The sequence below is a fragment of the Tritonibacter scottomollicae genome (genome assembly GCF_003003215.1).
In the GTDB taxonomy this organism is placed as follows: Bacteria; Pseudomonadota; Alphaproteobacteria; order Rhodobacterales; family Rhodobacteraceae; genus Epibacterium; species Epibacterium scottomollicae.
Genome location: NZ_PVUF01000001.1, coordinates 306865 through 329063, shown reverse-complemented (window position 1 = coordinate 329063; position 22199 = coordinate 306865). Strand labels below are relative to the sequence as shown.

At 65.3% G+C, this 22199-nt stretch carries 19 protein-coding genes; 13 read left to right on the top strand and 6 right to left on the bottom strand.

The window, feature by feature from the left end; translation table 11 throughout:
* Positions 1-103: 103 nt before the first annotated feature.
* Together CLV89_RS01630 and CLV89_RS01625 are read right to left on the bottom strand one after the other, a co-directional pair.
* Positions 104-778 carry a TetR/AcrR family transcriptional regulator gene (locus tag CLV89_RS01630; RefSeq protein WP_106161862.1) on the bottom strand — a complete coding sequence of 225 codons (675 nt, stop codon included), beginning with the start codon at positions 776-778 and terminating at the stop codon, positions 104-106.
* Positions 779-871: 93 nt separating this feature from the next.
* Positions 872-1501 (bottom strand): glutathione S-transferase family protein, encoded by a 630-nt coding sequence (locus CLV89_RS01625; RefSeq protein ID WP_106161860.1) that lies wholly within the window; start codon positions 1499-1501, stop codon positions 872-874.
* A 392-nt stretch (positions 1502-1893) separates the two neighbouring features.
* On the opposite strand from CLV89_RS01625, the gene CLV89_RS01620 reads away from it, so the two are divergent.
* Genes CLV89_RS01620 through CLV89_RS01600 form a run of 5 tightly spaced genes read left to right on the top strand, consistent with a single transcriptional unit; the run spans position 1894 to position 9112 of the window.
* On the top strand, positions 1894-3666 hold the full coding sequence (locus CLV89_RS01620; protein ID WP_106161858.1) for an ABC transporter ATP-binding protein: 1773 nt from the start codon (positions 1894-1896) through the stop codon (positions 3664-3666).
* Positions 3659-5581, top strand: coding sequence for an ABC transporter substrate-binding protein (locus CLV89_RS01615; protein WP_106161856.1), 1923 nt, complete (start codon positions 3659-3661; stop codon positions 5579-5581). The genes CLV89_RS01620 and CLV89_RS01615 overlap by 8 nt, the downstream gene beginning before the upstream one ends.
* A complete protein-coding gene (locus CLV89_RS01610; RefSeq protein ID WP_106161854.1) occupies positions 5581-6609 on the top strand; it encodes an ABC transporter permease in 1029 nt (342 codons plus the stop codon). The genes CLV89_RS01615 and CLV89_RS01610 overlap by 1 nt, the downstream gene beginning before the upstream one ends.
* The gene (locus tag CLV89_RS01605; RefSeq protein ID WP_106161852.1) at positions 6606-7763 is read left to right on the top strand and encodes an ABC transporter permease; all 1158 of its coding nucleotides are present in this window, start codon (positions 6606-6608) and stop codon (positions 7761-7763) included. Before CLV89_RS01610 ends, CLV89_RS01605 begins: the two co-directional genes overlap by 4 nt.
* A complete protein-coding gene (locus CLV89_RS01600) occupies positions 7760-9112 on the top strand; it encodes a CoA transferase (protein ID WP_106161850.1) in 1353 nt (450 codons plus the stop codon). The genes CLV89_RS01605 and CLV89_RS01600 overlap by 4 nt, the downstream gene beginning before the upstream one ends.
* Before the next feature lie 184 nt (positions 9113-9296).
* Here the strand turns inward: CLV89_RS01600 and CLV89_RS01595 are convergent, their stop codons facing one another.
* Positions 9297-11633 (bottom strand): mechanosensitive ion channel family protein, encoded by a 2337-nt coding sequence (locus CLV89_RS01595; RefSeq protein ID WP_106161848.1) that lies wholly within the window; start codon positions 11631-11633, stop codon positions 9297-9299.
* 415 nt (positions 11634-12048) lie between these two features.
* On the opposite strand from CLV89_RS01595, the gene CLV89_RS01590 reads away from it, so the two are divergent.
* From CLV89_RS01590 to CLV89_RS01560, 7 genes are read left to right on the top strand one after another with little or no spacing between them, the layout of a single operon-like run.
* The gene (locus CLV89_RS01590; RefSeq protein WP_106161846.1) at positions 12049-13269 is read left to right on the top strand and encodes a glycosyltransferase family protein; all 1221 of its coding nucleotides are present in this window, start codon (positions 12049-12051) and stop codon (positions 13267-13269) included.
* On the top strand, positions 13266-14510 hold the full coding sequence (locus tag CLV89_RS01585) for a glycosyltransferase (protein WP_106161844.1): 1245 nt from the start codon (positions 13266-13268) through the stop codon (positions 14508-14510). The genes CLV89_RS01590 and CLV89_RS01585 overlap by 4 nt, the downstream gene beginning before the upstream one ends.
* Positions 14507-15610 carry a glycosyltransferase family 4 protein gene (locus tag CLV89_RS01580; protein WP_106161842.1) on the top strand — a complete coding sequence of 368 codons (1104 nt, stop codon included), beginning with the start codon at positions 14507-14509 and terminating at the stop codon, positions 15608-15610. Before CLV89_RS01585 ends, CLV89_RS01580 begins: the two co-directional genes overlap by 4 nt.
* Positions 15607-16191 carry a histidine phosphatase family protein gene (locus CLV89_RS01575; protein WP_106161840.1) on the top strand — a complete coding sequence of 195 codons (585 nt, stop codon included), beginning with the start codon at positions 15607-15609 and terminating at the stop codon, positions 16189-16191. Before CLV89_RS01580 ends, CLV89_RS01575 begins: the two co-directional genes overlap by 4 nt.
* A complete protein-coding gene (locus tag CLV89_RS01570; RefSeq protein WP_106161838.1) occupies positions 16188-17327 on the top strand; it encodes a glycosyltransferase family protein in 1140 nt (379 codons plus the stop codon). The genes CLV89_RS01575 and CLV89_RS01570 overlap by 4 nt, the downstream gene beginning before the upstream one ends.
* A gap of 20 nt (positions 17328-17347) precedes the next feature.
* Positions 17348-18106 (top strand): polysaccharide deacetylase family protein, encoded by a 759-nt coding sequence (locus tag CLV89_RS01565; protein WP_106161836.1) that lies wholly within the window; start codon positions 17348-17350, stop codon positions 18104-18106.
* Between the two features lies 1 nt (position 18107).
* Positions 18108-18587 (top strand): class I SAM-dependent methyltransferase, encoded by a 480-nt coding sequence (locus tag CLV89_RS01560; RefSeq protein ID WP_106161834.1) that lies wholly within the window; start codon positions 18108-18110, stop codon positions 18585-18587.
* Positions 18588-19057: 470 nt separating this feature from the next.
* Here the strand turns inward: CLV89_RS01560 and CLV89_RS01555 are convergent, their stop codons facing one another.
* Complete coding sequence (locus CLV89_RS01555) at positions 19058-20200, bottom strand: alpha-D-ribose 1-methylphosphonate 5-triphosphate diphosphatase (protein ID WP_106161832.1); 1143 nt, start codon at positions 20198-20200, stop codon at positions 19058-19060.
* A 52-nt stretch (positions 20201-20252) separates the two neighbouring features.
* On the opposite strand from CLV89_RS01555, the gene CLV89_RS01550 reads away from it, so the two are divergent.
* Positions 20253-20936 (top strand): DUF1045 domain-containing protein, encoded by a 684-nt coding sequence (locus tag CLV89_RS01550; RefSeq protein WP_106161830.1) that lies wholly within the window; start codon positions 20253-20255, stop codon positions 20934-20936.
* Here the strand turns inward: CLV89_RS01550 and phnN are convergent.
* Together phnN and phnL are read right to left on the bottom strand one after the other, a co-directional pair.
* Entirely contained in the window at positions 20918-21490 is a 573-nt protein-coding gene (gene phnN / locus CLV89_RS01545) for a phosphonate metabolism protein/1,5-bisphosphokinase (PRPP-forming) PhnN (protein ID WP_106161828.1), read from the bottom strand. The genes CLV89_RS01550 and phnN overlap by 19 nt on opposite strands.
* The gene (gene phnL / locus CLV89_RS01540) at positions 21487-22191 is read right to left on the bottom strand and encodes a phosphonate C-P lyase system protein PhnL (protein ID WP_394804989.1); all 705 of its coding nucleotides are present in this window, start codon (positions 22189-22191) and stop codon (positions 21487-21489) included. Before phnL ends, phnN begins: the two co-directional genes overlap by 4 nt.
* Positions 22192-22199: the final 8 nt, after the last annotated feature.

Below are 22199 nucleotides of genomic sequence, written 5' to 3'. Positions count from 1 at the left end.
TTTGAAAATACCTCCCGCCGGAGGCCACCGCCTTGCCCCCCCCCAAAGGGGGCAAGGCTCAAACCTGCCGCGCGTCAGCGCGCCCACTGGGCAACGTTGACACTCAGCGCGACAGATCCTGCCAGAACTGTCGGCTGTAGTCGGAAAACTCGGCCAACTCATCTACGGTCGGGGCCTGTCCGGTGAACACCTTGAGATACTCCGGCGTCATCTCCAGACGATAATCATGGCTCTCCTCCGGTTCCGCCATGTCATAGCCCAACTGCATGTAATAGAGTACCTTGGCCCGGGTCACCGCCTCCCGCTCGCCGCAGCCGTAGCGGGCAAACATCTCCGTCAGCGCCGCCACCCGCGCCGCATCCCCGTCCCGCATCCGGGCCAGTACCGCATCCGAGCGGCGGGCCCAGTCGCGCACCGCAAAATCCAGCGCCGTGTTGAACAGCGCCGGGTTGGCGATACAGCGAAAGATGTTCAGAACCGCGCCGGTAATCCGCTCTGCTGGCACCGCCGCCTGGGCGATCAGACCGGCGGTATTGGTCTCTTCCCAGCGGGTCAGCAGCGCATCCAGCAAGTCCTGCCGTGATTTGAAATACCAATAGAAGGACGACCGCGAGACCCCCATCGCCTCGGCCAGCGCCAGCACCTTCACCCGCTCCTCCCCGTCGCGGATCAGCACGTCCAGACCGATGTTGAGCCAGTCGTCACGGGTGACCTTGATATTGCCCACCAGGGGCGCGGCCTCGGGATCATCACGGTGCAGCAGCGGTTTCGGTGTCATCAGGCCCTCGGGTCAATCAGGCGCACGTCCGGCGCGCAGGCACAGTGCCCCGCCCCGTCCGTCGGCGCAAGCCACGCCGCCCGCCGCCGGCACTCAAAGCGCCGCACTGGGCCGTGCCGCAATACGGGCCCGCCAATCCAGCGTCGCCTCATGCGACTGCGGCACCGGCATTTTGATAACGCGAGCAAAATCGACAAAGACAAAGGCGGTGATATCGGCAAAGCTGAAGCTCTCGCCCGCCAGATAGGGCACCTGCTGCAAGCGCGCCTCCAATAAACCCAAAAACGCCTCTGCTCGCGCCCGGCCCCGCTCCGCCAGCGCCGGGATCTGAGGGCAGTCCACAGGGCCTGGCACCGCGCGGTTCTCAAACGCCGGATGGCTGTTGCGCAGTGCCTCGGCGATGGGCAGGCCGCCCTGCTGCTCGACAATGGCGTTCCACATCATCACCAGGCCCTTTTCCCGCGCGTCGCAGCCCAGCAGCGGCGGCTCTGGCTGTAGCGCCTCCACATAGGCCGCAATCCCGAGGTTCTCGGTCAACAGCGTGCCGTCGTCCAGCTCAAGTGCTGGCACCATGCCTTGCGGGTTGATGGCGCGAAACTCAGCACTCAGCTGTTCGCCCTTGGCGATGGAAATCTCACGCACCTCCGGGGTGAGACCCTTTTCGGCAAGCACCATCCGCGCCCGACGCGGATTGGGAGCGGTGGAGCAATCGAAAAAGATCATGCGGATCTCCTGCTGATATGTTTGAGTCTGACCACAGGCTACAGGATGAGCACCGTCGGAGAGAAGAAACGTCACGTCCAGCCAAACGGGCCTGCGCAAAACGGGCATGGCGCCGCGCCCACACCGCATGTCGCGCCCCACGCCGGGCGCCAGACGCGGCGGAACCGGCACGCGGTTTGTCGCGTTAGTGTTGCAACCGCGCCCTATCAGCCGTGTCGTCGCCCCGCTGCGCCGCGGGAATGGGCCGCAGTGTCACATTTCACTCTGAGACGGTGGCCGTTGGGCAAATGACATTTGACTACAAGGGCCTGCCCGCGCGAAGGTATGGCGAAAAACTAGGGAGAACACTCATCACAAGTCCTGCGCAGCGGCCGCATGACGGGAGCACCTGAATGCGCCCCCTTCTGTCGGTTGAAGATCTCAGCATTGGGTTCGGGAAGGACACACCGGTTGTCCGGAATGTGAATTTCGCGGTGAACCCAGGCGAAACGCTGGCGCTTGTCGGCGAGAGCGGCTCTGGCAAGACCATCAGCTGTCGCGCCGTGCTGCGCATTCTGCCGCGCACCGCGCGCCTGCACTCGGGCCGCATGATCTTGAGCGGCAGCGACGGCGATCTTGATCTGGCGCGTATCAGCGAACGGCAGATGCGCCGCGACGTGCGCGGCAACCGCATCGCGATGATCTTTCAGGAACCGATGCGTTCGCTGTCGCCACTGCACCGGATCGGCAATCAGGTGGTGGAGGTGATCCACCTGCATCGCTCCACCTCCGAGGCCGACGCCAAGCGCGAGGTGCTGGAGTGCTTCGAGCGCGTCGGCTTTCCCGACCCGGAGCGCACCTGGCGCTCCTATCCGTTTGAACTCTCGGGCGGCATGCGCCAGCGCGCGATGATCGCCATGGCCATGGTCGCCAAGCCTGACCTGCTGATCGCCGACGAGCCGACAACCGCGCTCGACGTGACCACTCAGGCGCAGGTTCTGGGGCTGATGAAGGAGCTGCAGCAGGAAACCGGCATGGCGATGATTCTGGTGACCCATGATCTCGGCGTGGTGGCCAATATGGCCGAACAGGTGGTGGTGATGCACAAGGGCCGCGTGATGGAGGCCGGCCCCGCCGAGCCGATCCTGCGCGCGCCCGCCCATCCCTACACCCAGCATCTGTTCAACGCCGCCCCCAAGATCCCCGAGGCAATCTGCCCCCTGCGCGACGGCACCGAGGATCTGATCTTGGAGATGCGCAACGTCACCAAAACCTTCACCATGCGATCCGGCAAGAGCTGGAGCAAACCGACGCTGGTGCGCGCCTGCGAGAACGTGGACCTGACCCTGCCGCGCGGCAAGACGTTGGCCATCGTCGGCGAAAGCGGCTCCGGCAAAACCACCGCCGCCCGCATCGCGCTTGGCGCCGAGACGGTGGACCCCGGCGGCGAGATCCTGTTTCGCAATGCGCCCGGTGCTGCACCGCTGAAGGTCCATGACATGGATCGCGCCCGCCGCGGCCTGTTTCAGAAACAGGCGCAGATGGTGTTTCAGGACCCGTATTCTTCGCTCAGTCCCCGCCAGCGTATCCTCGACACGCTGGCCGAACCGCTGGAGATCCACGGCATCGGCAACCGCGCCGAGCACAAGGCCCGCGCCGCCGAGATGCTGCGTCTTGTCGGCCTGCCCGTGGATATGCTGACACGCTTTCCGCATGCGTTTTCCGGCGGCCAGCGCCAGCGCCTGTCGATCGCCCGGGCGCTGATGCTCGACCCGAAGCTGCTGGTCTGCGACGAGCCGACCTCGGCGCTGGATGTCTCGGTGCAGGAGCAGATCCTGACCCTGCTGGAAGACATCCGCGACGCCCGCCAGCTGTCCTATCTCTTCATCAGTCACGACCTCGCCGTGGTCGCCCGCATCGCAGACGAGGTCGCAGTGATGCGCCGGGGTTTGATCGTCGAGCAAGCCCCGCCGGAAGTGCTGTTTCATGACCCCAAACACCCCTACACCAAGGCGTTGATCGCCGCTCAGCCGGTTCCGGACGTGGACCGGCCCATCAACCTCAAACTCGTGGCTCAGGGCGCCGGTGCGCCCGAAAGCTGGCCGGAGGCCTTCCGCTTTGTCGGACAGGACGCGCCGCCGCTGATGCCACTGGACCCCGGACATAAGGTGCGCTGCCATGTTTAACGCCCGAACCCCGCTCTTCCTCACCTCCGCGCTGGCCTTTGCCGTGGCGCTGCCGCTTGCCGCCCTTGCCCAGCCCGCCCTGCAGGAAAGCGCCTTTTGGAGCCATGAAGTCGAGGCCGGTGACCTGCCCCCCGTGGCAGAGCGTGTCCCGTCAGAACCACTGGTGGTGAACGTCGCCGCCAAGGGGCGCACGCCCGGCGTTCAGGGCGGCACGCTCAACACCATGGTCACCCGCTCCAAAGACATCCGCCAGATGGTGGTCTACGGCTATGCCCGGCTGGTGGGCTACAATGAGGCCTATGACCTGGTGCCCGACATCCTCGAAAGCTTCGAGAACGAAAACAACCGTATCTTCACCCTGAACCTGCGTGAGGGGCACAAGTGGTCCTCCGGCGATCCATTCACCTCGGCCGATTTCGAATACTGGTGGAAACACATCGCCAACAACGCCGAGCTGAACCCCACCGGCCCGCCGGATTTCGTCCGCGTCGAAGACGAGCTGCCAGAGGTGACATTCCCGGACGCCTCCACGGTTGTCTTGGAATGGAGCCGGCCGAACCCCAGCTTTCTTCAGGTTCTGGCGCAGGCCGCGCCGCCCTTCATCTATCGCCCCTCCGCCTATCTGAAGCAGTTCCACAAGGATTTTGCCGAGCCAGAAGCGCTGCAGGAGGAAATCGACTACGCGCGCGTCAAGAGCTGGGCCGCACTGCACAACAAGCGCGACAATATGGACAAGTTTGACAACCCGGACCTGCCCACTCTGCAGCCCTGGCTCAACGCCACCGCCGGCAAAAAGATCCGCCATCAGTTCGTGCGCAACCCCTATTACCACCGCATCGACGAGAACGGTTTGCAGCTGCCCTATATCGACACCGTCGAGATGGAGATCGTCTCCGGCGGGCTGGTTGCGGCCAAATCCAACGCTGGCGAGGCCGACCTGCAGGCGCGGGGCCTAGATTTCCGTGACATCCCGATCCTGCGCAAAGGCGAGGCCAATGGCGGCTATCGCACCGAGCTCTGGTCCTCCGGCACCGCCTCGCAGATCGCCATCTACCCCAACCTCAACTCCGGCGATGAGGTCTGGCGCCAGACCCTGCGCGACGTGCGCGTGCGCCGGGCCTTGTCGTTGGCCATAAACCGCGCCGCGATCAACAAGTCGCTCTATTTCAAACTGGCCAAGCCCGGCGCCATGACGGTGCTGGAGCAAAGCCCATTCTTCGACCAGAGCCTGCGCGATGCCTGGGCGCAATATGACCCGGATCTGGCAAATACGCTGCTGGACGAGGCCGGGCTGGTCGAACGGGACGGCTACGGCATCCGCCGCCTGCCCGATGGCCGCCCGATGGAGCTGGTGATCGAGACCGCTGGCGAACGCCAGGAGGTGGAGAACGCGCTACAGATCATCACCGATGATTGGCGCGACGTAGGCGTGAAACTGGTGATGCGGCCCTTGGACCGCGACATCCTGCGCAACCGGGTGTTTTCCGGTACCACCATGGCCTCGGTCTGGTACGGCTGGGACAACGGGCTGCCGCAAAGCTATACCTCGCCCGCCTATCTCGCGCCCACCGATCAGGTGTTCCTGTCCTGGCCGAAATGGGGTCAGTTCTACCAGACGGGCGGCTCCGTTGGTGAAGCCCCCGATCTGCCCGCCGGTGAGCGCCTGATGGAGCTGCTGCACGACTGGAACCTCGCCACGGATGCCACCAAACGCGCCGAGGTCTGGCGCGAGATGCTGCAGCTTCACGCTGACAATGTCTTTGCTATCGGTCTGGTCGCAGGTGCGCCGCAGCCCGTGGTGGTCTCCGACCGGTTGCGCAACGTGCCCAAGACCGCGATCTGGGCCTGGGATCCGGGGGCGCATTTCGGCGTGCACCGGATGGATGAGTTTTTCTTTGAGGATGGCGAAGGCTGATGCAAATCCTCCGCTACGCGATCTACCGGTTCGGCACCATGCTGCTGACCCTGCTGCTGGTTTCGGTCCTGGTGTTCTTCATCATCAACCTGCCACCGGGGGATTTCCTGTCGAACCAGATCGCGGAGCTGCGCGCCACCGGTCAGGAGGCGGGCGTCGCCAAGGCCGAATTCCTGCGCCGCGAATACGCCTTGGATAAACCGCTGTGGCAGCAGTACTTCATCTGGATGGGCATGCTGCCCGGCCCGCACGGGTTTTCCGGCATGCTGCAGGGCAACTTTGGCTGGTCGTTCGAATTCGACCGCCCGGTGTCCGAGATCGTGGGCGACAGCCTCTGGCTCACCGTGCTGGTGAACCTCGCGGCGGTGCTGTTTGTCTATATGGTGGCGCTGCCGCTCGGCGTGCTGGCGGCCGCCAAGTCCCGCACCATGATCGACTATACCGCTGCCTTCATCGGCTATCTCGGTCTGGCCACCCCGAATTTTCTGCTGGCGCTGATCCTGTTCTACTACGGGCATCAATACCTCGACCTTCCCATCGGTGGGCTGATGGCACCGGAATTCGAGGGTGAACCGATGAGTTGGGACAAGGTCAAATCGATCCTGATCCACCTGATCGTGCCGACCTTCGTGATCGGCACCTCCGGGGCCTCGGCCATGATGCAACGCCTGCGCGCCAACATGCTCGACGAGCTGGGCAAACCTTACGTGGAGACCGCCGTGGCCAAGGGCATGCGCCCCTCGCGGATGCTGGCGAAATATCCGCTGCGGGTGGCCTTCAACCCCTTTGTGGCCGATATCGGCAACCTGCTGCCCGCAATGGTCTCAGGCTCGGTTCTGGTCTCGGTGGTGCTGGGTCTGCAGACCATCGGCCCGGTCTTGCTGCAGGCGCTGAAATCGCAGGACATGTTCCTGTCGGGCTTTGTGCTGATGTTCGTGGCGCTGCTAACCTTGATCGGTACCATGATCTCCGACGTGTTGCTGGTTCTTCTGGATCCGCGCATCCGCTATGAGGGCCGCGATTCATGAGCCAGGAATACCCCGATGGCCGTTACGTCGACGATGCGCCCTATGATGCAAACGCCTCGATCCGCGAGCTGGAACGCAAGGATCTCGACGCCCCCAACTGGGTGCTGATCTGGCGTAAGTTCAAGACTCACCGTCTGGGCCTGATCTCCGGTGTCTTCCTGTTGTTCTGTTATGTGATGCTGCCCTTTGTCGGCTTCATCGCCCCCTACGGACCAAACGAACGCGATGCCGAACACCTCTATTCGCCGCCGCAATCGGTGAACCTGTTTCACGAGGGGGAATTCCTCGGCCCGTTCATCTATCCGCTGACCTCGGAGGCGGATCTTGAGACCTTTCAATGGGTGGTGAAGCCCGATTATGACAATCCCCGGCAGATCGAGTTTTTCTGCGAGGGAGCTGAATACCGCCTCGCCGGGCTGATCCGCGCCGATACCCATCTGTTCTGCGCCCCCGAGGGCGCTACGCTGTTCCTCTGGGGCTCTGACCGGCTGGGCCGCGACATCTTCAGCCGCATCCTGTTTGGCGCGCAACTGTCGCTGACGGTGGGTCTGATCGGCATCACCGTGTCCTTTGTGCTGGGCATTTTCTTCGGCTCGGTTGCGGGCTATTTCGGCGGCAAGATCGACTGGGTCATCAACCGGGTGATCGAGATCCTGCGCAGCCTGCCGGAGCTGCCGCTCTGGCTGGCGCTTTCCGCCGCGGTGCCCTCCACATGGTCGCCAGTGGCAGTGTTCTTCATCATCTCGATCATCCTCGGCATATTGGACTGGCCGGGGCTGGCGCGCTCGGTACGGGCCAAATTCCTCAGCTTGCGTGAAGAGGAATACGTCCGCGCCGCCGAGATGATGGGGGCCTCATCCGGCCGGGTGATCAAGAAGCACCTGTTGCCCAACTTCATGAGCCACCTCATCGCGTCGGCCACCCTGTCGATCCCGGCTATGATCCTGGGCGAGACGGCTCTGTCGTTTCTCGGGCTTGGACTGCGCGCGCCCGCCGTGAGCTGGGGCGTGATGCTCAATGACGCGCAGAACCTCGCCAATATCGAGATCTACCCCTGGACCGCGATCCCGATGCTACCGATCATCGTGGTGGTGCTGGCCTTCAACTTCCTCGGCGACGGCTTGCGCGACAGCCTGGATCCCTATCAGCAATGATGTTTCTCAGCTCTCTCCCGGCTGCTGATCGCTACCACATCACCGGCACCGGCCACCGCCCCAGTGTCTATGCGGTCTCGGAACTGGCCAATGCCGCGCTTGGCGCGGTGGGTCTGGCGCTGGCCGATCTGATCGCCGCGCTGAACCTCGCGCCGACAGCGCCGGAGGTCACGGTGGACCAGCGGTTGGCGTCACTGTGGTTCGGCTATTCCTTTCGCCCCGAGGGCTGGGAGATGCCCGCGCTCTGGGACCCGATCGCCGGGGATTATGCCTGTGCCAATGGCTGGATCCGCCTGCACACCAACCTGCCGCACCACCGCGCAGCCGCCCTCTCGGTGCTGGGCTGCACCGAGGATCGCGATGCGGTGACCGCTGCGGTGGCACGCTGGGACGGCGATGCACTGGAGCGCGCGGTCGTCGAGGCAGGCGGTGTCGCCGCTGCCATGCGCAGCCGCGCCGACTGGATGGCGCATCCGCAAGGCAAGGCGGTGGCGCAGGAGCCGCTGGTGGATTGGATCAAACCCCGCCGCGTGGTGCTGCGCGACCGCCCCGCCGCCTGTCTCGCCCGGCCGCTGGCAGGGCTGCGGGTGCTCGATCTGACGCGCGTGCTGGCCGGTCCGGTCAGCACCCGCACGCTGGCCGGGTTCGGCGCCGATGTGCTGCGGATCGACCCGCCGGGCTGGGACGAGCCGGGCGTCTTGCAGGACATCACCCTGGGCAAGCATATGGCACAGCTGAACCTGCGCGGGACGTCAGGCCGCGAACGGCTGAAGGAGCTGCTGGCCAGCGCCGATGTGCTGGTGCATGGCTACCGCCCCGGTGCGCTGGATGCGCTGGGGTTGGACATCGCCACCCGCGACGCGATCGCCCCCAACCGGGTGGAGGTGACGCTGAACGCTTATGGCTGGACCGGCCCCTGGGCGGGACGGCGCGGATTTGACAGCCTGGTGCAGATGAGTTCGGGCCTTGCCGATGCGGGCCGTGTCTGGGCCGGAGCCGACAAGCCCACACCACTGCCGGTGCAGGCCCTCGACCACGCCACCGGATATATGATGGCAGCGGCTGTACTGACTGCGCTCAGACAAGCTGCCAGCGGCGCCGAGACCGCCGTGGCCCGCCTGTCGTTGGCCCGCATGGCCGAGGAACTGGTCACCCTGCCCAAATCGCTGGCCGGGGTGGAAATCGCGGCGGCCGATGAGGCTGATTACGGCGATCATGAGGACAGCGGCTGGGGGCCTGCCCGCCGCCTGCGCGCGCCGCTGTCGCTCGCGGGCTGCCACATGGGTTGGAGCTTGCCCGCCACCCCGAGCGGCACCCACGCCGCCGACTGGCCCGCACCCCACTTCTGAGCCTTCCGACCTTTCCCAAAGGATCAAGCGATGTTTCGCTTCGGGCTTTGCCCGAAGCGACCCGCGCCGCGCGCGCCCCATTCGGGGCGCGCGCGGCGCTTGGCCCAACTGCCAGCGAGGCGCAGGGCACCTGCGCATTCAGCATGGCAGGCGGGAGCGCCCCCGCATGCCTTCTGCGCCAGCGTCAGCGGTCGTCGCCGCCGCCATCATTGGCATCCATCAGATCATCCTCGATCGCCGCCTGCGCCGCCCCAAGCGCTGCATCGCGCTTGGCCGGGGCGACCTTCTCGCCACTGTCGTCGACCACCCGCACGGTGACCTCGCGGTGCGCGAACTTGATGCCTTCGCGCTCGAACAGGTCACGGATCTCCTGGAACACCTTCTTGCGCACCAGCCACTGATCGCCCGGTTTGGTCATGAACTTCACCCGGATGATCATCGCCGAATCCTGCATCTCGATCACGCCCTGCGACTTCAGCGGTTGGATGAAGTTGTGGCCGATCACCTCATCCTGCAACAGCTCCTTGCCGAGAGTCTTGATCAGCTTGCGCACCTTCTCCACATCGGTGTCATAGGTCACCCGCAGCGGCAGCTTCATGATCACCCAGTCGCGGGAGTAATTCGTCAGCACCTGGATCTCGCCAAACGGGATGGTGTGCAGGGCGCCCAAGTGATGGCGCAACTGGAACGAGCGCACGGAAATCTTCTCCACCGTGCCCTTGACGCTGCCGATGTCGATGTATTCGCCGCGCCGGAAGGCATCGTCGATCAGGAAGAAAGCGCCCGAGAAGATATCGCGCACCAGGGTCTGCGAGCCAAAGCCAACTGCCAGACCCACCACACCGGCGCCGGCGAACAACGGGCTGACATTGATGCCGATCTCCATCAGCACGATCAGGATGATGGTCACCACCACCACGGCCAGGATAGCCCCACGGAACAGCGGCAAGAGGGTCGCCAGCCGACTGGCGCTGCTGCCACCGCCTTCATCCCCCAGCTCCCCTTCCGGCTGATCCTGCGTCTCCTCTTCGATCTTGCTGTCGATCCAGATGCGCGCGACATGGAACACCAGATAGCCGATGAACAGGATCACTAGCACGTCGATCACCCGGTCCAGCCGCGGAGCATCCTGCAGCGAGAACTCGGGATCCCAGACATAGATCAGCGACACCGCACCGACGAGAAACGCCAATATGCCAGCCGCCCGGCGGGCAAGATCCCGAAAGGTTGCGATCGGGTGCTTTGGTCGTTCATGCGCAGCGGCCTCGCCCTCGTCAACGCGATCATCCCAGTCATCGGAGGCCGTCTCCGCTACAAGAACCCGACGGTGCGTGCCGAACTGCTCGATCACATAATTGGTGAGCCCATAGACCACCAAGATCGAGGTCATCACCGCGAACAGCCCCATCGTGGGCGGCACAGGACTTGGGTTCTCCAGGACCAGATCAAAGGTCAGAGCCAGCCAGCCGAAGGCAACATACAGGATCACCAGCGGCGCCCAGATCCAGCACAACAGGCGGATCGGCCAGGCCACGGCAGCACGCGGGCCGGAGCCCATGATCGCGCCGGAGATGGCCCGGGCATTGAACAGCACCAGCAGGATCGCCAGCACCGAGGACGCCAGCATCAGAATGGCATAGGTCAGCGCGTAAATGTTGTAGTTGAGGCCGAAGTCCTGCACCCAGGTTGCAACCATGACCGCGGCAAAATCAAAGGTCGCCAACCCCGACAGCCAGAAATAAAGCCGCCGCGCCTCCCGGTCCCCCAGCGACGGGATACGGTACTGGCTGAGATAAGGCGACAGCACCATGCGCCACAGATCAGAGAGGGTGCGCGCGGCAAAGAAGGTCAGATAGACCGCAAGCGAGGTGAACTCGACCGAAACATCACCGGATGCTCCAAAGACCAGCAGCGTCACCAGCAGCGCGAAGATCATCGCGAACAGCGTCGCGCCCAGACCGGCGCCAAAGCGGATCAGCAGGAAGGGCATCTTGCCAGCGTAGCCTTCTGGCGCGTCTTCGATCCGGCTGACCACGAAGCGCTTGATCAGCCGCTTGCCGTAGATTTCAGTCGACAGCCAGCGCCCGATCAGCAGCAGCACCGTGGTAACAATCACCACCTCGACAAAGGTCATGATGCGCCCGTCGGGGCTGGTGGCACGCAGGATATAGGCCATCTCATTGTAGGAATTGGGCAGCGCTGCCAGACGCTCGTTGAGCTTGGCCCGGAAATCACGCACTTCGGTCTGGGCCTTCATCATCGTCGATGCGCCGCCCATGACGCCAGGCTCCGTTGCCATCTCCGCTTCGGCGTCCGCGCGCGCAGCGGCTTCGCTCAGCGGACGCCCGCGACCGTCCAGGATCACCACACCAACCCCGGCCTCGGAGGCTTGGCGGATGGCCTCTGCCAGTCCATCCCCCTCGACGGCAACACTGTCCTGCGCCTGCGCCGCCCCGACGACAAGCAGACTCATCATGGCCGTCAACAGCCACGCGCGTAGAACAATCATCAGGCTTGGCATGCGTCGCGTCCCCTTTCCTTGGGTGATTTTCTCACCACATTAGGCAAAAACGGGCGGCAAGTATCGCTTTTGCGTATCGGATGGCGCCCGGATCTCATTGGTTTGATTGCATGAGCGCGCCAGCCAAGCTATATCACCCGTGTTTAATTGCTCGGGTTGTCGGCGCTGCGTGTTCACCGCGCCATAGCAGACCCGGCGCAGAGGCATGGGAAATCCGGCCGCGCTCCGCCGCTGATCAGGAGTGCGCCCGCATGACGTTGGGGCGGAATATGGCCAAGACGCACTGCATCACCCAATCCGGGTGCTGCACATCCCTCCCGACGCGGCGCCACGCCGCCTCGTGGCATGGGACCACCTCCGCAGGAGGACACCGCCCGTCACCACGCCCGACCCCCACTTGCAAGCGAGTCCCCCTATGAGCGCCAGCACCCCCGCCCGTTTGGGCCCCTCGGGACGCGGACCGCGCATCCTGTTCTACAGCCACGACACCTTCGGGCTGGGACATCTGCGCCGCTCTCGTGCCCTGGCCGCCGCGATCACCTCTGCGGATCGCACCGCCTCTGCGATGATCCTGACCGGCTCGCCGGTGGCGGGGCGCTTTGCTTTCCCGAACCGGGTCGATCACATGCGTCTGCCCGGCGTCATCAAACGCTCCGATGGGTCCTACGCCAGCCGCACCATGGGCATGAATATCGAGGAAACCACCGAACTGCGTGCCGGGCTGATCCGCTCCACCGCCGAACAGTTTGCCCCGGACATCCTTGTCGTGGACAAGGAACCCTGCGGCTTTCGCGGCGAGCTGTTGCCCACGCTTGAACTGCTGCAACAGCAGGGCAAGGCCAAGCTGGTGCTCGGCCTGCGCGACGTGCTGGACGAACCCGAAGTGCTCCGCGCCGAATGGGATCGCAAGGGCGCACTGGCGGCGGCGGAACAATTCTACGATGAAATCTGGGTGTATGGGCTGCGCGATGTCTACGACCCCACCGCCGGGCTTGATCTGAGCGCGGCGGCTCAGGCGCGGATGCACTGGACCGGATACCTGCGCCGCGATCTTGGCACTGTAGGCGAACCGCCCGAGCGACCTTATGTCCTGATCACTCCGGGCGGCGGTGGCGATGGCGCCATGATGGTGGACCTTGCGATTTCCGCCTACGAACGTGACCCCGATCTGATGCCGCGCGCGGTGCTGGTCTACGGGCCGTTCCTGTCCGGCGAGACGCGCGCGGCCTTCGAGGATCGTGTGGCCGCACTGGACGGGCGCGTCACCGCCGTCGGCTTCGAGAGCGAGATCGAAACGCTCTTCGCCGGTGCGCAGGGGGTGATCTGCATGGGGGGCTACAATACCTTTTGCGAGGTTCTGTCCTTCGACAAACCGGCGGTGATCGTGCCGCGCACAACGCCGCGTCTCGAACAATGGATCCGCGCCAGCCGCGCCGAGGAACTGGGACTTGTCACCATGCTTGACGAAACCCGCGACGGCTGGACGCCGCAGGCCATGATCGGTGCCATTCGTGCGCTGGAGCGGCAACCCCGCCCGTCGCAGGCGATCTCCGACGGGCTTCTGGACGGGCTCGACTACGTGACCGGGCGCGTCGACACTCTCTTGCACCAATTGCCGCGTGAGGCCGCAGAATGACATCACATCGCCCGGCGCTTGCCGTGCTGGTCAAGGGCTGGCCGCGCCTGTCCGAGACGTTCATCGCCCAGGAGCTGGTGGCGCTCGAAGAGGCTGGCCAACCCTTTGAAATCTGGTCGTTGCGCCATCCCACCGACACCAAGACCCATCCGCTGCACGACCGCCTGCAGGCGCCGGTACACTACCTGCCGGAATATCTGCACGATGACCCCGCCCGCGTCGCCCGCGCGCGCGAGACTGCGCGCACCCTGCCCGGCTATGCGACCGCCTACGCGGTCTGGCGCGCGGATTTGAGGCGCGATCCCAGCCATAACCGCATCCGCCGCTTTGGTCAGGCCTGCGTGCTGGCTTGCGAACTGCCCGCCGAGGTCCGTGGTCTTTACGCGCATTTCCTGCACACGCCGTCCTCCGTGGCGCGCTACGCCGCCATCATGCGCGGCCTGCCGTGGAGCTTTGCCGCGCATGCCAAGGACATCTGGACCTCGCCCGAATGGGAGCTGCGCGAAAAGCTCAAGACCGAGACCCATGGCGCAGCCTTTGGTGCCACCTGCACCGGGTTTGGTGCAAAACACCTGCAGGACCTCTCCGACGGCACCCCGGTGGATCTGATCTATCACGGCCTCGACCTGTCCCGCTTTCCCGCGCCGCCGCAGCGTATCCCGCGCACGCCCGACGCCCCGTTTCACATGATGTCGGTGGGCCGACTGGTGGAGAAAAAGGGCTTTGACCGGCTGATCGCCGCGCTGGCGCTGCTGCCCGCAGACCTGGACTGGCAGTGGACCCATATCGGTGGCGGCGGCCTGAGGGATCTGTTGCAGGGCATGGCCGAGGATGCAGGTGTTGCGGACCGCATCACCTGGCGCGGTGCCTGCGACCAGCCCGAGGTGATCGCCGCCATGCGCGCCGCCGATCTCTTTGTGCTGCCCTCTCGCGTGGCTGCCGATGGCGACCGCGACGGGCTGCCGAACGTGCTGATGGAGGCCGCCTCGCAGGGGCTGGCGATCCTCTCCACCCCGGTCTCCGCCATCCCGGAGTTCATCGAAAGCGGCACCCATGGGCTGTTGTCCGATGACGCGCCCGCCGCCCTTGCCGATGCCATGCTGCGCTTTGCCCACGCCCCGGAAGAGGCAACCCGCATGGCGGATGCCGCATTGGCGCGCCTGCGTGCAGAGTTCACCATGCCCCCCGGCATCGCGCAGCTGAACACGCGCCTGTCGGCCATGCTCGGGACCGCAGAATGACACAGCCCCGCGTTGCCTTCTACGCGCCGATGAAGGCCCCCAGCCACGCCACGCCCTCCGGTGATCGGGCCATGGGCCGCAGCCTGATGGGGCTGCTGCAGGAGGGCGGCGCGGAGGTCGTGCTGGCCTCTGACCTGCGCCTGCACGACAAGCTTGGCGACCCGGTCCACCAGCAGATTCTGCAACAGCGCGCCGCCGATGAGGTGGGCCGCCTGGTCGAGGAACTGCCCCCGATCGACCTCTGGGTCACCTATCACAATTACTACAAGGCGCCCGACCTGATCGGCCCCGCCGTGGCCGCCGCCCGCGATATCCCTTACGTCCAGATCGAAAGCACCCGCGCAGCCAAACGGCTGATCGGGCCGTGGGCGGAATTTGCCCAAGCCGCCCATGCGGCCGCGGATCAGGCGGCGGTGATTTTCTACCTGACCGATCAGGACCGCGAAACGCTGGAACGGGATCGCGCCGGGGATCAGCAGCTGGTGCATCTGCGCCCCTTCCTGTCCCGCAGCGATCTGCCGGCCCCCGGCACGCTGGACGGGCCGATGCTGGCGGCGGGGATGATGCGACAGGGGGACAAGCTGGCCTCTTATGCGCTTATCGCCGAGACCCTGCGCCAACTTGATTCCAAGGCATCAACAGGGCGCGCGGTCGACTGGCAACTCCAAATTGCGGGCGACGGCCCCGCGCGCGCCGAGGTCGAGGCGCTTGTCGCCCCCTTTGGCGATCGCGTGCGCTTCCTCGGTCAGCTTGATGGCGCGTCCATGGCAGAGGCCTACAGTAGCGCTTCGCTGTTCCTCTGGCCCGGTGTCAACGAGGCCTACGGCATGGTCTATCTCGAAGCGCAATCGCATGGGCTGCCGGTGGTCGCGCAAGACCGCCCCGGCCTGCGCGATGTGCTGCTGCCCGGCGCCTACCCCGCCCCGCACGCCGGTGCGGCAGCGCTGGCGGAGGAGGTTGCGCGCCTTCTCGACAGCGCAGCAGAACGCGCCGATCTGGGGCGGCGGGCGCGGGATCATATCGCCACGCGCCACCTCAGACCCGCCGCACGCGACACGCTATGGTCAGCGCTGACTCCGCTGCTGGATCATCCGGCATGATCCGACTCGCCCTCCTGCGCCATGGCCATACCGCCTGGAATCGCGCAGGGCGCATCCAGGGCCGCAGCGACATCGCGCTGGATGACACTGCCCGCGCGGAACTCGCCGCCCAGGCCCTGCCCGAGGACTGGCAAGAGGCCGACCTCTGGTCCAGCCCGCTGCAGCGCGCGGACGAGACCGCATGTCTGGTCACGGGCCGTGCGCCGCGCACCTCTCCCGCCCTGATCGAGATGAACTGGGGCGACTGGGAGGGCCAGCACGGAACCCGCCTGCGCGCCGACCCAGGCAGCGGCTTTCGCGACATCGAACACTGGGGCTGGGACTATCGCCCCCCCGGCGGCGAAACCCCGGCGGAGGTCTGGGACCGTCTGCGCCCCTGGATCGACAGCCTGGAGCGCGACAGCGTCGCGGTCTGTCATATCGGCATCATGCGTATGATCCTCGCCCGCGCCCATAGCTGGAATTTCGACGGCCCGGCGCCGTTTCAGGTCAAACGCAACCGGTTGTTTGTGGTCGAGGTCGACGGGGCCACCCTGACCCCTTGGCACGAGCCTGTCAGGTTGGAAAAACGCACGCCATGAATGTCCTGATCGTTGTCACGCATCTGTTGGGCACCGGCCATCTGTCCCGCGCGCTGACGCTGGGGCGCGCCTTTGTCGAGGCTGGCCATCACGTCACCATCGCCTCTGGCGGCTTTCCTGCACCGCAGCTCCCCACCCACGGGCTTGCCTTCGAACAATTGCCGCCGCTGCGCTCTGACGGCGTGGACTTCGCCCGCCTGCTGGACAAGGACGGCGCCGTTGCCGATGACGCCTACCACAGCGCTCGCCGCAATCACCTGAATACCCTGCTGCAATCGTTGCAGCCGGATGTGCTGATCACCGAACTCTATCCCTTCGGCCGCCGCTCCCTGCGCGCTGAATTCCGCGCCCTGCTGGAGGCCGCCAAGGACCTGCCCCGCCGACCCCTGGTGCTGTCCTCGATCCGCGACATCCTTGCCCCGCCCTCAAAGCCGAAAAAGGCCGAGGACGCAGACGCCATGATCGCGGAATTCTACGACGGCGTGCTGGTGCATTCGGATCCGAAGGCCACCACGCTGGACACCAGCTGGCCGGTTTCCGACCTGCTGGCGGGCAAGTTGCACTACACCGGCTATGTCGCGCCCCCGGCTGCCAGGCCCCATCCGGAGGGCGCCGGCAAGGGAGAGATTCTCGTCAGCGCCGGTGGCGGCGGCGTGGGGGATGCGCTCTATGCCTGCGCGGTGCAGGCGGCCAAGGCGATGCCGGACCATATCTGGCGCATTCTGGTCGGCGGATCAGATGCAGCGGCACGCATCACTCAGCTCTCGGACCCGACCTCGCCGGCTCTTCTGGAACCGGCCCGCCCCGATTTCCGCGCCATGCTGCCCCATGCGGCGGCCTCGGTCAGCATGTGCGGGTACAACACCGCCCTCGACCTGCTGCAATCGGGCACCCCTGCGGTGCTGGTGCCCTTTGATGCGGGCAAGGAGGTGGAGCAATCCCTGCGCGCCCGAAGCCTCGCTCCCCTGCCCGGCTTTGCGGTCGAACCCACCTCCACCCTCACCCCGGATCGCCTCTGCGCCGCCCTGCACCAAGTCATGCAGGACACGCAACGCAGCCTTGACGGGTTTGAATTTGACGGGGCGCGCCGCAGCGTGGAGATTGCGGCATCGCTGCTGGGGAGGCAGCGCGCTTGAGCGCAAACGGGGGAGATCGGATGACACACGGCTGGAACGCGCTGGACGCGGAGCTGGAACACTGGACCGCGCAGGATTTGCGCCTGCCGCTCTGGTGGCGGGATGACGATGCGATTGCCCCCAGCGACGCGCTGGTCCGGCTGGAGGCCCTGGCCACGCAGCTTGATCTGCCAGTGCATCTTGCGGTGATCCCCGAAGGCGCGGTGGCGGATCTTGCGACATCCGTGCAGCAATCGAGCCATCTGGTGCCGGTGGTGCATGGCTGGGCCCATCAAAACCACGCCGGTGCCGATAAGAAGAAATGCGAATTTCCGAGCACCCGGCCAGTGGATCAGGCGCTTGCGGATGCCGAAGACGGCATGGAGCGACTGAAACAGCTGTTCGGAGCCTCCCTGCAGCCGATGTTCGTGCCGCCCTGGAACCGGATCTCGCCCGCGATGCTGCCCTGGCTGGCGGGCCTCGGCTTTGCCGCGCTCTCCACCTATGGGCCGCGCAAGCGGGTGCAGGCTGCGCCGGGGCTGATGCAGATCAACACTCATGTGGACCCGATCGACTGGAAGGGCAGCCGGGGTCTGGCCGCCGAAGATGAGATCCTCGCGCGGCTGGTGGCAAACCTTGAGGCCCGGCGCGCCGGTGCGCAGGATCGCGCAGAGCCGCTGGGCCTGCTGACACATCACCTTGTGCATGACGATCAGGTGTGGGAGTTCTGCGAAACCCTCCTGACCCGCCTGCTGGCCGGTCCCGCGCATCCCTGGCGCTTCAACGAAAGGATCAGCTGAGATGAGCCGACTGGACAGCATGCTGCGCCGCCTCACCGCCCAACGCGACGGGCTCAATTGGGCTGCGGAGGCGATTTCCGACGTTGCCGGTGATGTGCTCGACCTCGGACTAGGCAACGGGCGCACCTATGACCACCTGCGCGAGGTTCTGTCCGAACGGCGCATCTGGGTCATCGACCGGGTGCTGCAATGCCATCCGTCCTGCGTGCCGCCGGAGGAGAATTTCCTGCAAGGCGAAGCGGAGCCGATGCTGGCCCGACTGGCCGAGGGCGGACACCGTCTGGCGCTGGCGCATTACGATCTGGGCTTTGGCGTCAAGGAGAAGGACGTGGCGGAGGCGGCGAAACTGTCGCCAGCGCTTTCTCAGGTCATGGCGCCGGGCGGGCTGATCATCTCCGGCCAGCCGCTGGTGGGCTTCACCGAGGTCGACGGACCGGCGGACATTCCCGAAGGCCGCTACATGTTCTATTGCGCCGGCTAAACGCACCGGCCCTTCGAAGCCCACCTTCGCACTCGCCTATTTTCGAACTCACCCACTTTCAACCTCAAAGGAGAGCCGCTGACGCGGCTCTCAGGTTTTGCGCTTTGCTTTGCAAATCGCGGCCGAGCGGGGGCCGCGCCGCAGGCGCGGCCCCCGCTCGGCCCAACGCTTTTGGGGGAGGCTCTGCCTCAACCATAAAGGGGCGGGAGTGCTCCCTCTGCGCCGAGACGCAACACCCAAGACAGGTCAATCTGACTGCCCCAATGTTTCGCACGCGAAACAATGCGGCAGCATGTCTGATACTTTTTGTGGGCGTAGCCAAGCCTGCGCACGCTGATATCTAGCGTCACCGCAACACGGCCCTTCATACGCGACCAAAGCGTCGCCTGGCGGCTTTCCAAACTACGAAAACTGCGCGCGGCCCCTTTGGGGGGACGCGCTCCGCTTTGCAGCCCGCCGATCCCGCAGGATCAGGCGATGCGTTGACCGCGAGACAGTACCGCGCGCGGCATCGGGGTGCCGTCGCCAATGGCAAAGCGGATCAGATCGGCGCGCTTGCCGACCTCCAGCACACCGCGATCCGTCAACCCGACCGCGGCCGCCGGAGCCGAGGTCACCGTCGCCATGCCACGGGCCAGATCCCCCCAGATTTCGCCCAGCTTCACCGCTGCCTGCAGCTGCGCTGCCGGGATGTAGTCTGATGACACGATGTCCAGCAGCTCCAGCTCCGCCAGCTCCTTCGCCGCGACGTTGCCGGAGTGCGACCCGCCCCGCATCAGGTTCGGCGCGCCCATCATCACCGAAATGCCGTGGGCATGGCAGGCCCGCGCTGCCTCGACCGTGGTGGGAAACTCGGCCAGACGAATGCCGTGACCGGCAGAGGTGGCAACCTGCTCGGCGGTGGTATCGTCATGGCTGGCCAGAACCGCACCAAAGCGCGCGGCCTCGGCCACGGTGGCGGCCTCATGCGCATCGCCGAAACGGGCGCGCAGGTCCTTCAGGTTGGCCACATGGGTGATGAACTCCTCATCCGACATGCCGCGCTTGGACTTCACATATTGCTCCAGCTTGCCGATGTCGCGGAACTGGCGCTGGCCTGGCGTGTGATCCATCAGGCTGACCAGGCCAACACGATCCTCGGCGGTGAATTCCGACAGCTCCTCGGCCAGGGTTTCCGAGCAGACCTCGGCGCGCAAATGCAGGAAGTGACTGATCTTAAGCATGTCCTTGGCGCGCAGCTCCAGCATCTCGGTCGCCAACTGGCGGGCATATTTCACGTAAGCCCCCTTGCCGCTCGGGATGGACCCGACGCGCATGGCATCAAATACGGTGGTGATACCCGTGGAGGCCAGCTCCGCATCATGCGCCACCAATGCAGCAGCATGGGACCAGTCGACACCGGGGCGCGGCTCGATATGGCGCTCCAGATTGTCTGTGTGCAGCTCGATCAGGCCGGGGCTGAGGTAATCCCCCTCCAGGTCCATCGCCCCGGTGGGCACGGCGCTGCCATCGGCGATCTCGGCGATCAGTCCGTCGGTGATTTTGACACTGCCCCTGCGGGTTTCACCGGCAAGGATCAGCGTGGCATTGGCAAGGATCAACTCTTGTGTCATCTGAATTTCACGTCTTTCGAGCTAGAGAAGGCCCACGTCTTAGGAGGCCAATGTGACATTTACGCGATACGCGATTTACTTCGCTCCGCCCGCCGATGCGGGTTGGAGCAAATGGGCAACCGGCTGGCTCGGTTGGGATATGGAAGCGGGCCGTGAGGCCGCCCCCCCTGAGGCCGGTGCATTGGATGTGGCGGCAATCACCGCGACGCCGCGCAAATACGGGCTGCATGCGACCATGAAGCCGCCGATGCGTCTGGCGGATGGTACCAATGAGGCGCAGTTGCGCGCGGCCTGCGCCGCGCTGGCCGCCACCCGTGCGCCCGTCACGCTGGACGGATTGCAGATCGACCGGCTGGGCCGGTTTTTGGCGCTGCGCCCGGTTGGGGACGTCACCGCCCTGAACGCGCTGGCAGCGGCCTGCGTGACCGAACTGGATGCCTTTCGCGCGCCGGCACCGGAGGGCGAGGTCGCGAAACGCCGCACGGCGGGCCTCAGTGCCGAGCAGGACACAAACCTTGTCGAATGGGGCTACCCCTACGTGCTGGACCAGTTCCGCTTTCACATCACCCTCACCGGCAAATTGCCCAAGGGCGATCTTCCCGAGGTCGAGGATTACCTCGCATCCGAGCTGGCGCCGCTTTTGCCTCAGCCCTTCGTGATCAACGACTTGGCACTGATGGGCGAGGCAGAGGATGGGCGCTTTCACCTGATCCAACGCTATGCCCTCTCGGCCTGAATGATCGCCTGAGCCTGGACAATGGCGGCACAAAGCGCGCCACTGTTGTCCACCTCATAGACCTGTCGCAGCCCGTCCGGCAGAGCGAGGCTGGCACGGGCCAGACGGCGCTGCACCTCCTCGGCATCCTCGCGCCCGCGACCGGCCAAGCGCTGCGCCAGCACCTCCGGGTCGGCGGTGACGGAGATCACGCGAAAGTCGTCAAACACCTCCTGCGCCTGCAGAAGCACCGCACGCGACAGGTTCACCAGTACGCCGGACGCGCCGATGCGCAGTTTCTCGATGTCGCGCGGGATGCCGTACCGCAGCCCATGCGCGCGCCAGTGCAAGGCAAAGACATCCGCCTGCACCAGCGCTTCGAATTCGGTCTCGGACACCGGTTGATAGTCTTCACCACCCGCGTCGGGCGCGCGGGTGATGACGCGGCGCATGCTGCGCAGGCGTGGATCGGCGACCGCAAGGCCGCTCATCACGCTGTCCTTGCCGACACCCGAAGGGCCGACAACCGCGATCACCGGTCCTTTGGCGGGGCTCATGTCGGCAGACACGCTCATGCGGCGACCTTGGGAGAGAAGGCCGACACATCAATGAACCGATCACAGACCTGTTCGCGCGCGGACTCGTCGTGGAAGATGCCAATGATCGCCGCACCGCGTGCCTTGGCGGTCTCGATCAGGCCCAGCACAGTGGCGCGGTTCTGCGCATCGAGGCTGGCGGTGGGCTCGTCCAAGAGCATCGCCGGATAGTCATAGGCAAACCCGCGCGCGATGTTCACCCGCTGCTGCTCGCCGCCGGAGAAGGTGGTGGGGCTGAGGCTCCACAGACGCTCGGGGATATTGAGCTGCGCCAGCAGCGATGCGGCACGGTCGCGCGCCTTTTCCACCGGGGTGCCGACGGACAGCAGCGGCTCTGCCACCACATCCAGCGTGGAGACCCGTGGCACCACCCGCAGGAACTGACTGACGTAGCCCAGCGTCTTGCGGCGCAGTTCCAGGATTTCACGCGGCTCGGCCTGCGCCACGTCCAGCCCGCCGATCAGGATATGACCGGAGGCCGCGAGGTAATTGCCGTAAATGAGCCGCATGAGGGTCGATTTGCCCGCGCCCGAGGCGCCGACCAGCCCAACGCATTCGCCGGGGCTGACAGAGAGCGTCGCGCCCTCCATCACCGGAATGGTGGCGCTGCCCTGATTGTGCAGGGTGAAGCTTTTGCAGACATTTTGAATGTCGATCATGGGAGTGTGAGAAGCGGTCATAGCCAGCC

Excerpts from the sequence above, each read along its gene's own strand:
- CLV89_RS01630 (WP_106161862.1), bottom strand. The coding sequence starts at position 778 with ATGACACCGAAACCGCTGCTGCACCGTGATGATCCCGAGGCCGCGCCC.
- CLV89_RS01625 (WP_106161860.1), bottom strand. The coding sequence starts at position 1,501 with ATGATCTTTTTCGATTGCTCCACCGCTCCCAATCCGCGTCGGGCGCGG.
- CLV89_RS01620 (WP_106161858.1), top strand. The coding sequence starts at position 1,894 with ATGCGCCCCCTTCTGTCGGTTGAAGATCTCAGCATTGGGTTCGGGAAG.
- CLV89_RS01615 (WP_106161856.1), top strand. The coding sequence starts at position 3,659 with ATGTTTAACGCCCGAACCCCGCTCTTCCTCACCTCCGCGCTGGCCTTT.
- CLV89_RS01610 (WP_106161854.1), top strand. The coding sequence starts at position 5,581 with ATGCAAATCCTCCGCTACGCGATCTACCGGTTCGGCACCATGCTGCTG.
- CLV89_RS01605 (WP_106161852.1), top strand. The coding sequence starts at position 6,606 with ATGAGCCAGGAATACCCCGATGGCCGTTACGTCGACGATGCGCCCTAT.
- CLV89_RS01600 (WP_106161850.1), top strand. The coding sequence starts at position 7,760 with ATGATGTTTCTCAGCTCTCTCCCGGCTGCTGATCGCTACCACATCACC.
- CLV89_RS01595 (WP_106161848.1), bottom strand. The coding sequence starts at position 11,633 with ATGCCAAGCCTGATGATTGTTCTACGCGCGTGGCTGTTGACGGCCATG.
- CLV89_RS01590 (WP_106161846.1), top strand. The coding sequence starts at position 12,049 with ATGAGCGCCAGCACCCCCGCCCGTTTGGGCCCCTCGGGACGCGGACCG.
- CLV89_RS01585 (WP_106161844.1), top strand. The coding sequence starts at position 13,266 with ATGACATCACATCGCCCGGCGCTTGCCGTGCTGGTCAAGGGCTGGCCG.
- CLV89_RS01580 (WP_106161842.1), top strand. The coding sequence starts at position 14,507 with ATGACACAGCCCCGCGTTGCCTTCTACGCGCCGATGAAGGCCCCCAGC.
- CLV89_RS01575 (WP_106161840.1), top strand. The coding sequence starts at position 15,607 with ATGATCCGACTCGCCCTCCTGCGCCATGGCCATACCGCCTGGAATCGC.
- CLV89_RS01570 (WP_106161838.1), top strand. The coding sequence starts at position 16,188 with ATGAATGTCCTGATCGTTGTCACGCATCTGTTGGGCACCGGCCATCTG.
- CLV89_RS01565 (WP_106161836.1), top strand. The coding sequence starts at position 17,348 with ATGACACACGGCTGGAACGCGCTGGACGCGGAGCTGGAACACTGGACC.
- CLV89_RS01560 (WP_106161834.1), top strand. The coding sequence starts at position 18,108 with ATGAGCCGACTGGACAGCATGCTGCGCCGCCTCACCGCCCAACGCGAC.
- CLV89_RS01555 (WP_106161832.1), bottom strand. The coding sequence starts at position 20,200 with ATGACACAAGAGTTGATCCTTGCCAATGCCACGCTGATCCTTGCCGGT.
- phnN (WP_106161828.1), bottom strand. The coding sequence starts at position 21,490 with ATGAGCGTGTCTGCCGACATGAGCCCCGCCAAAGGACCGGTGATCGCG.
- phnL (WP_394804989.1), bottom strand. The coding sequence starts at position 22,191 with ATGACCGCTTCTCACACTCCCATGATCGACATTCAAAATGTCTGCAAA.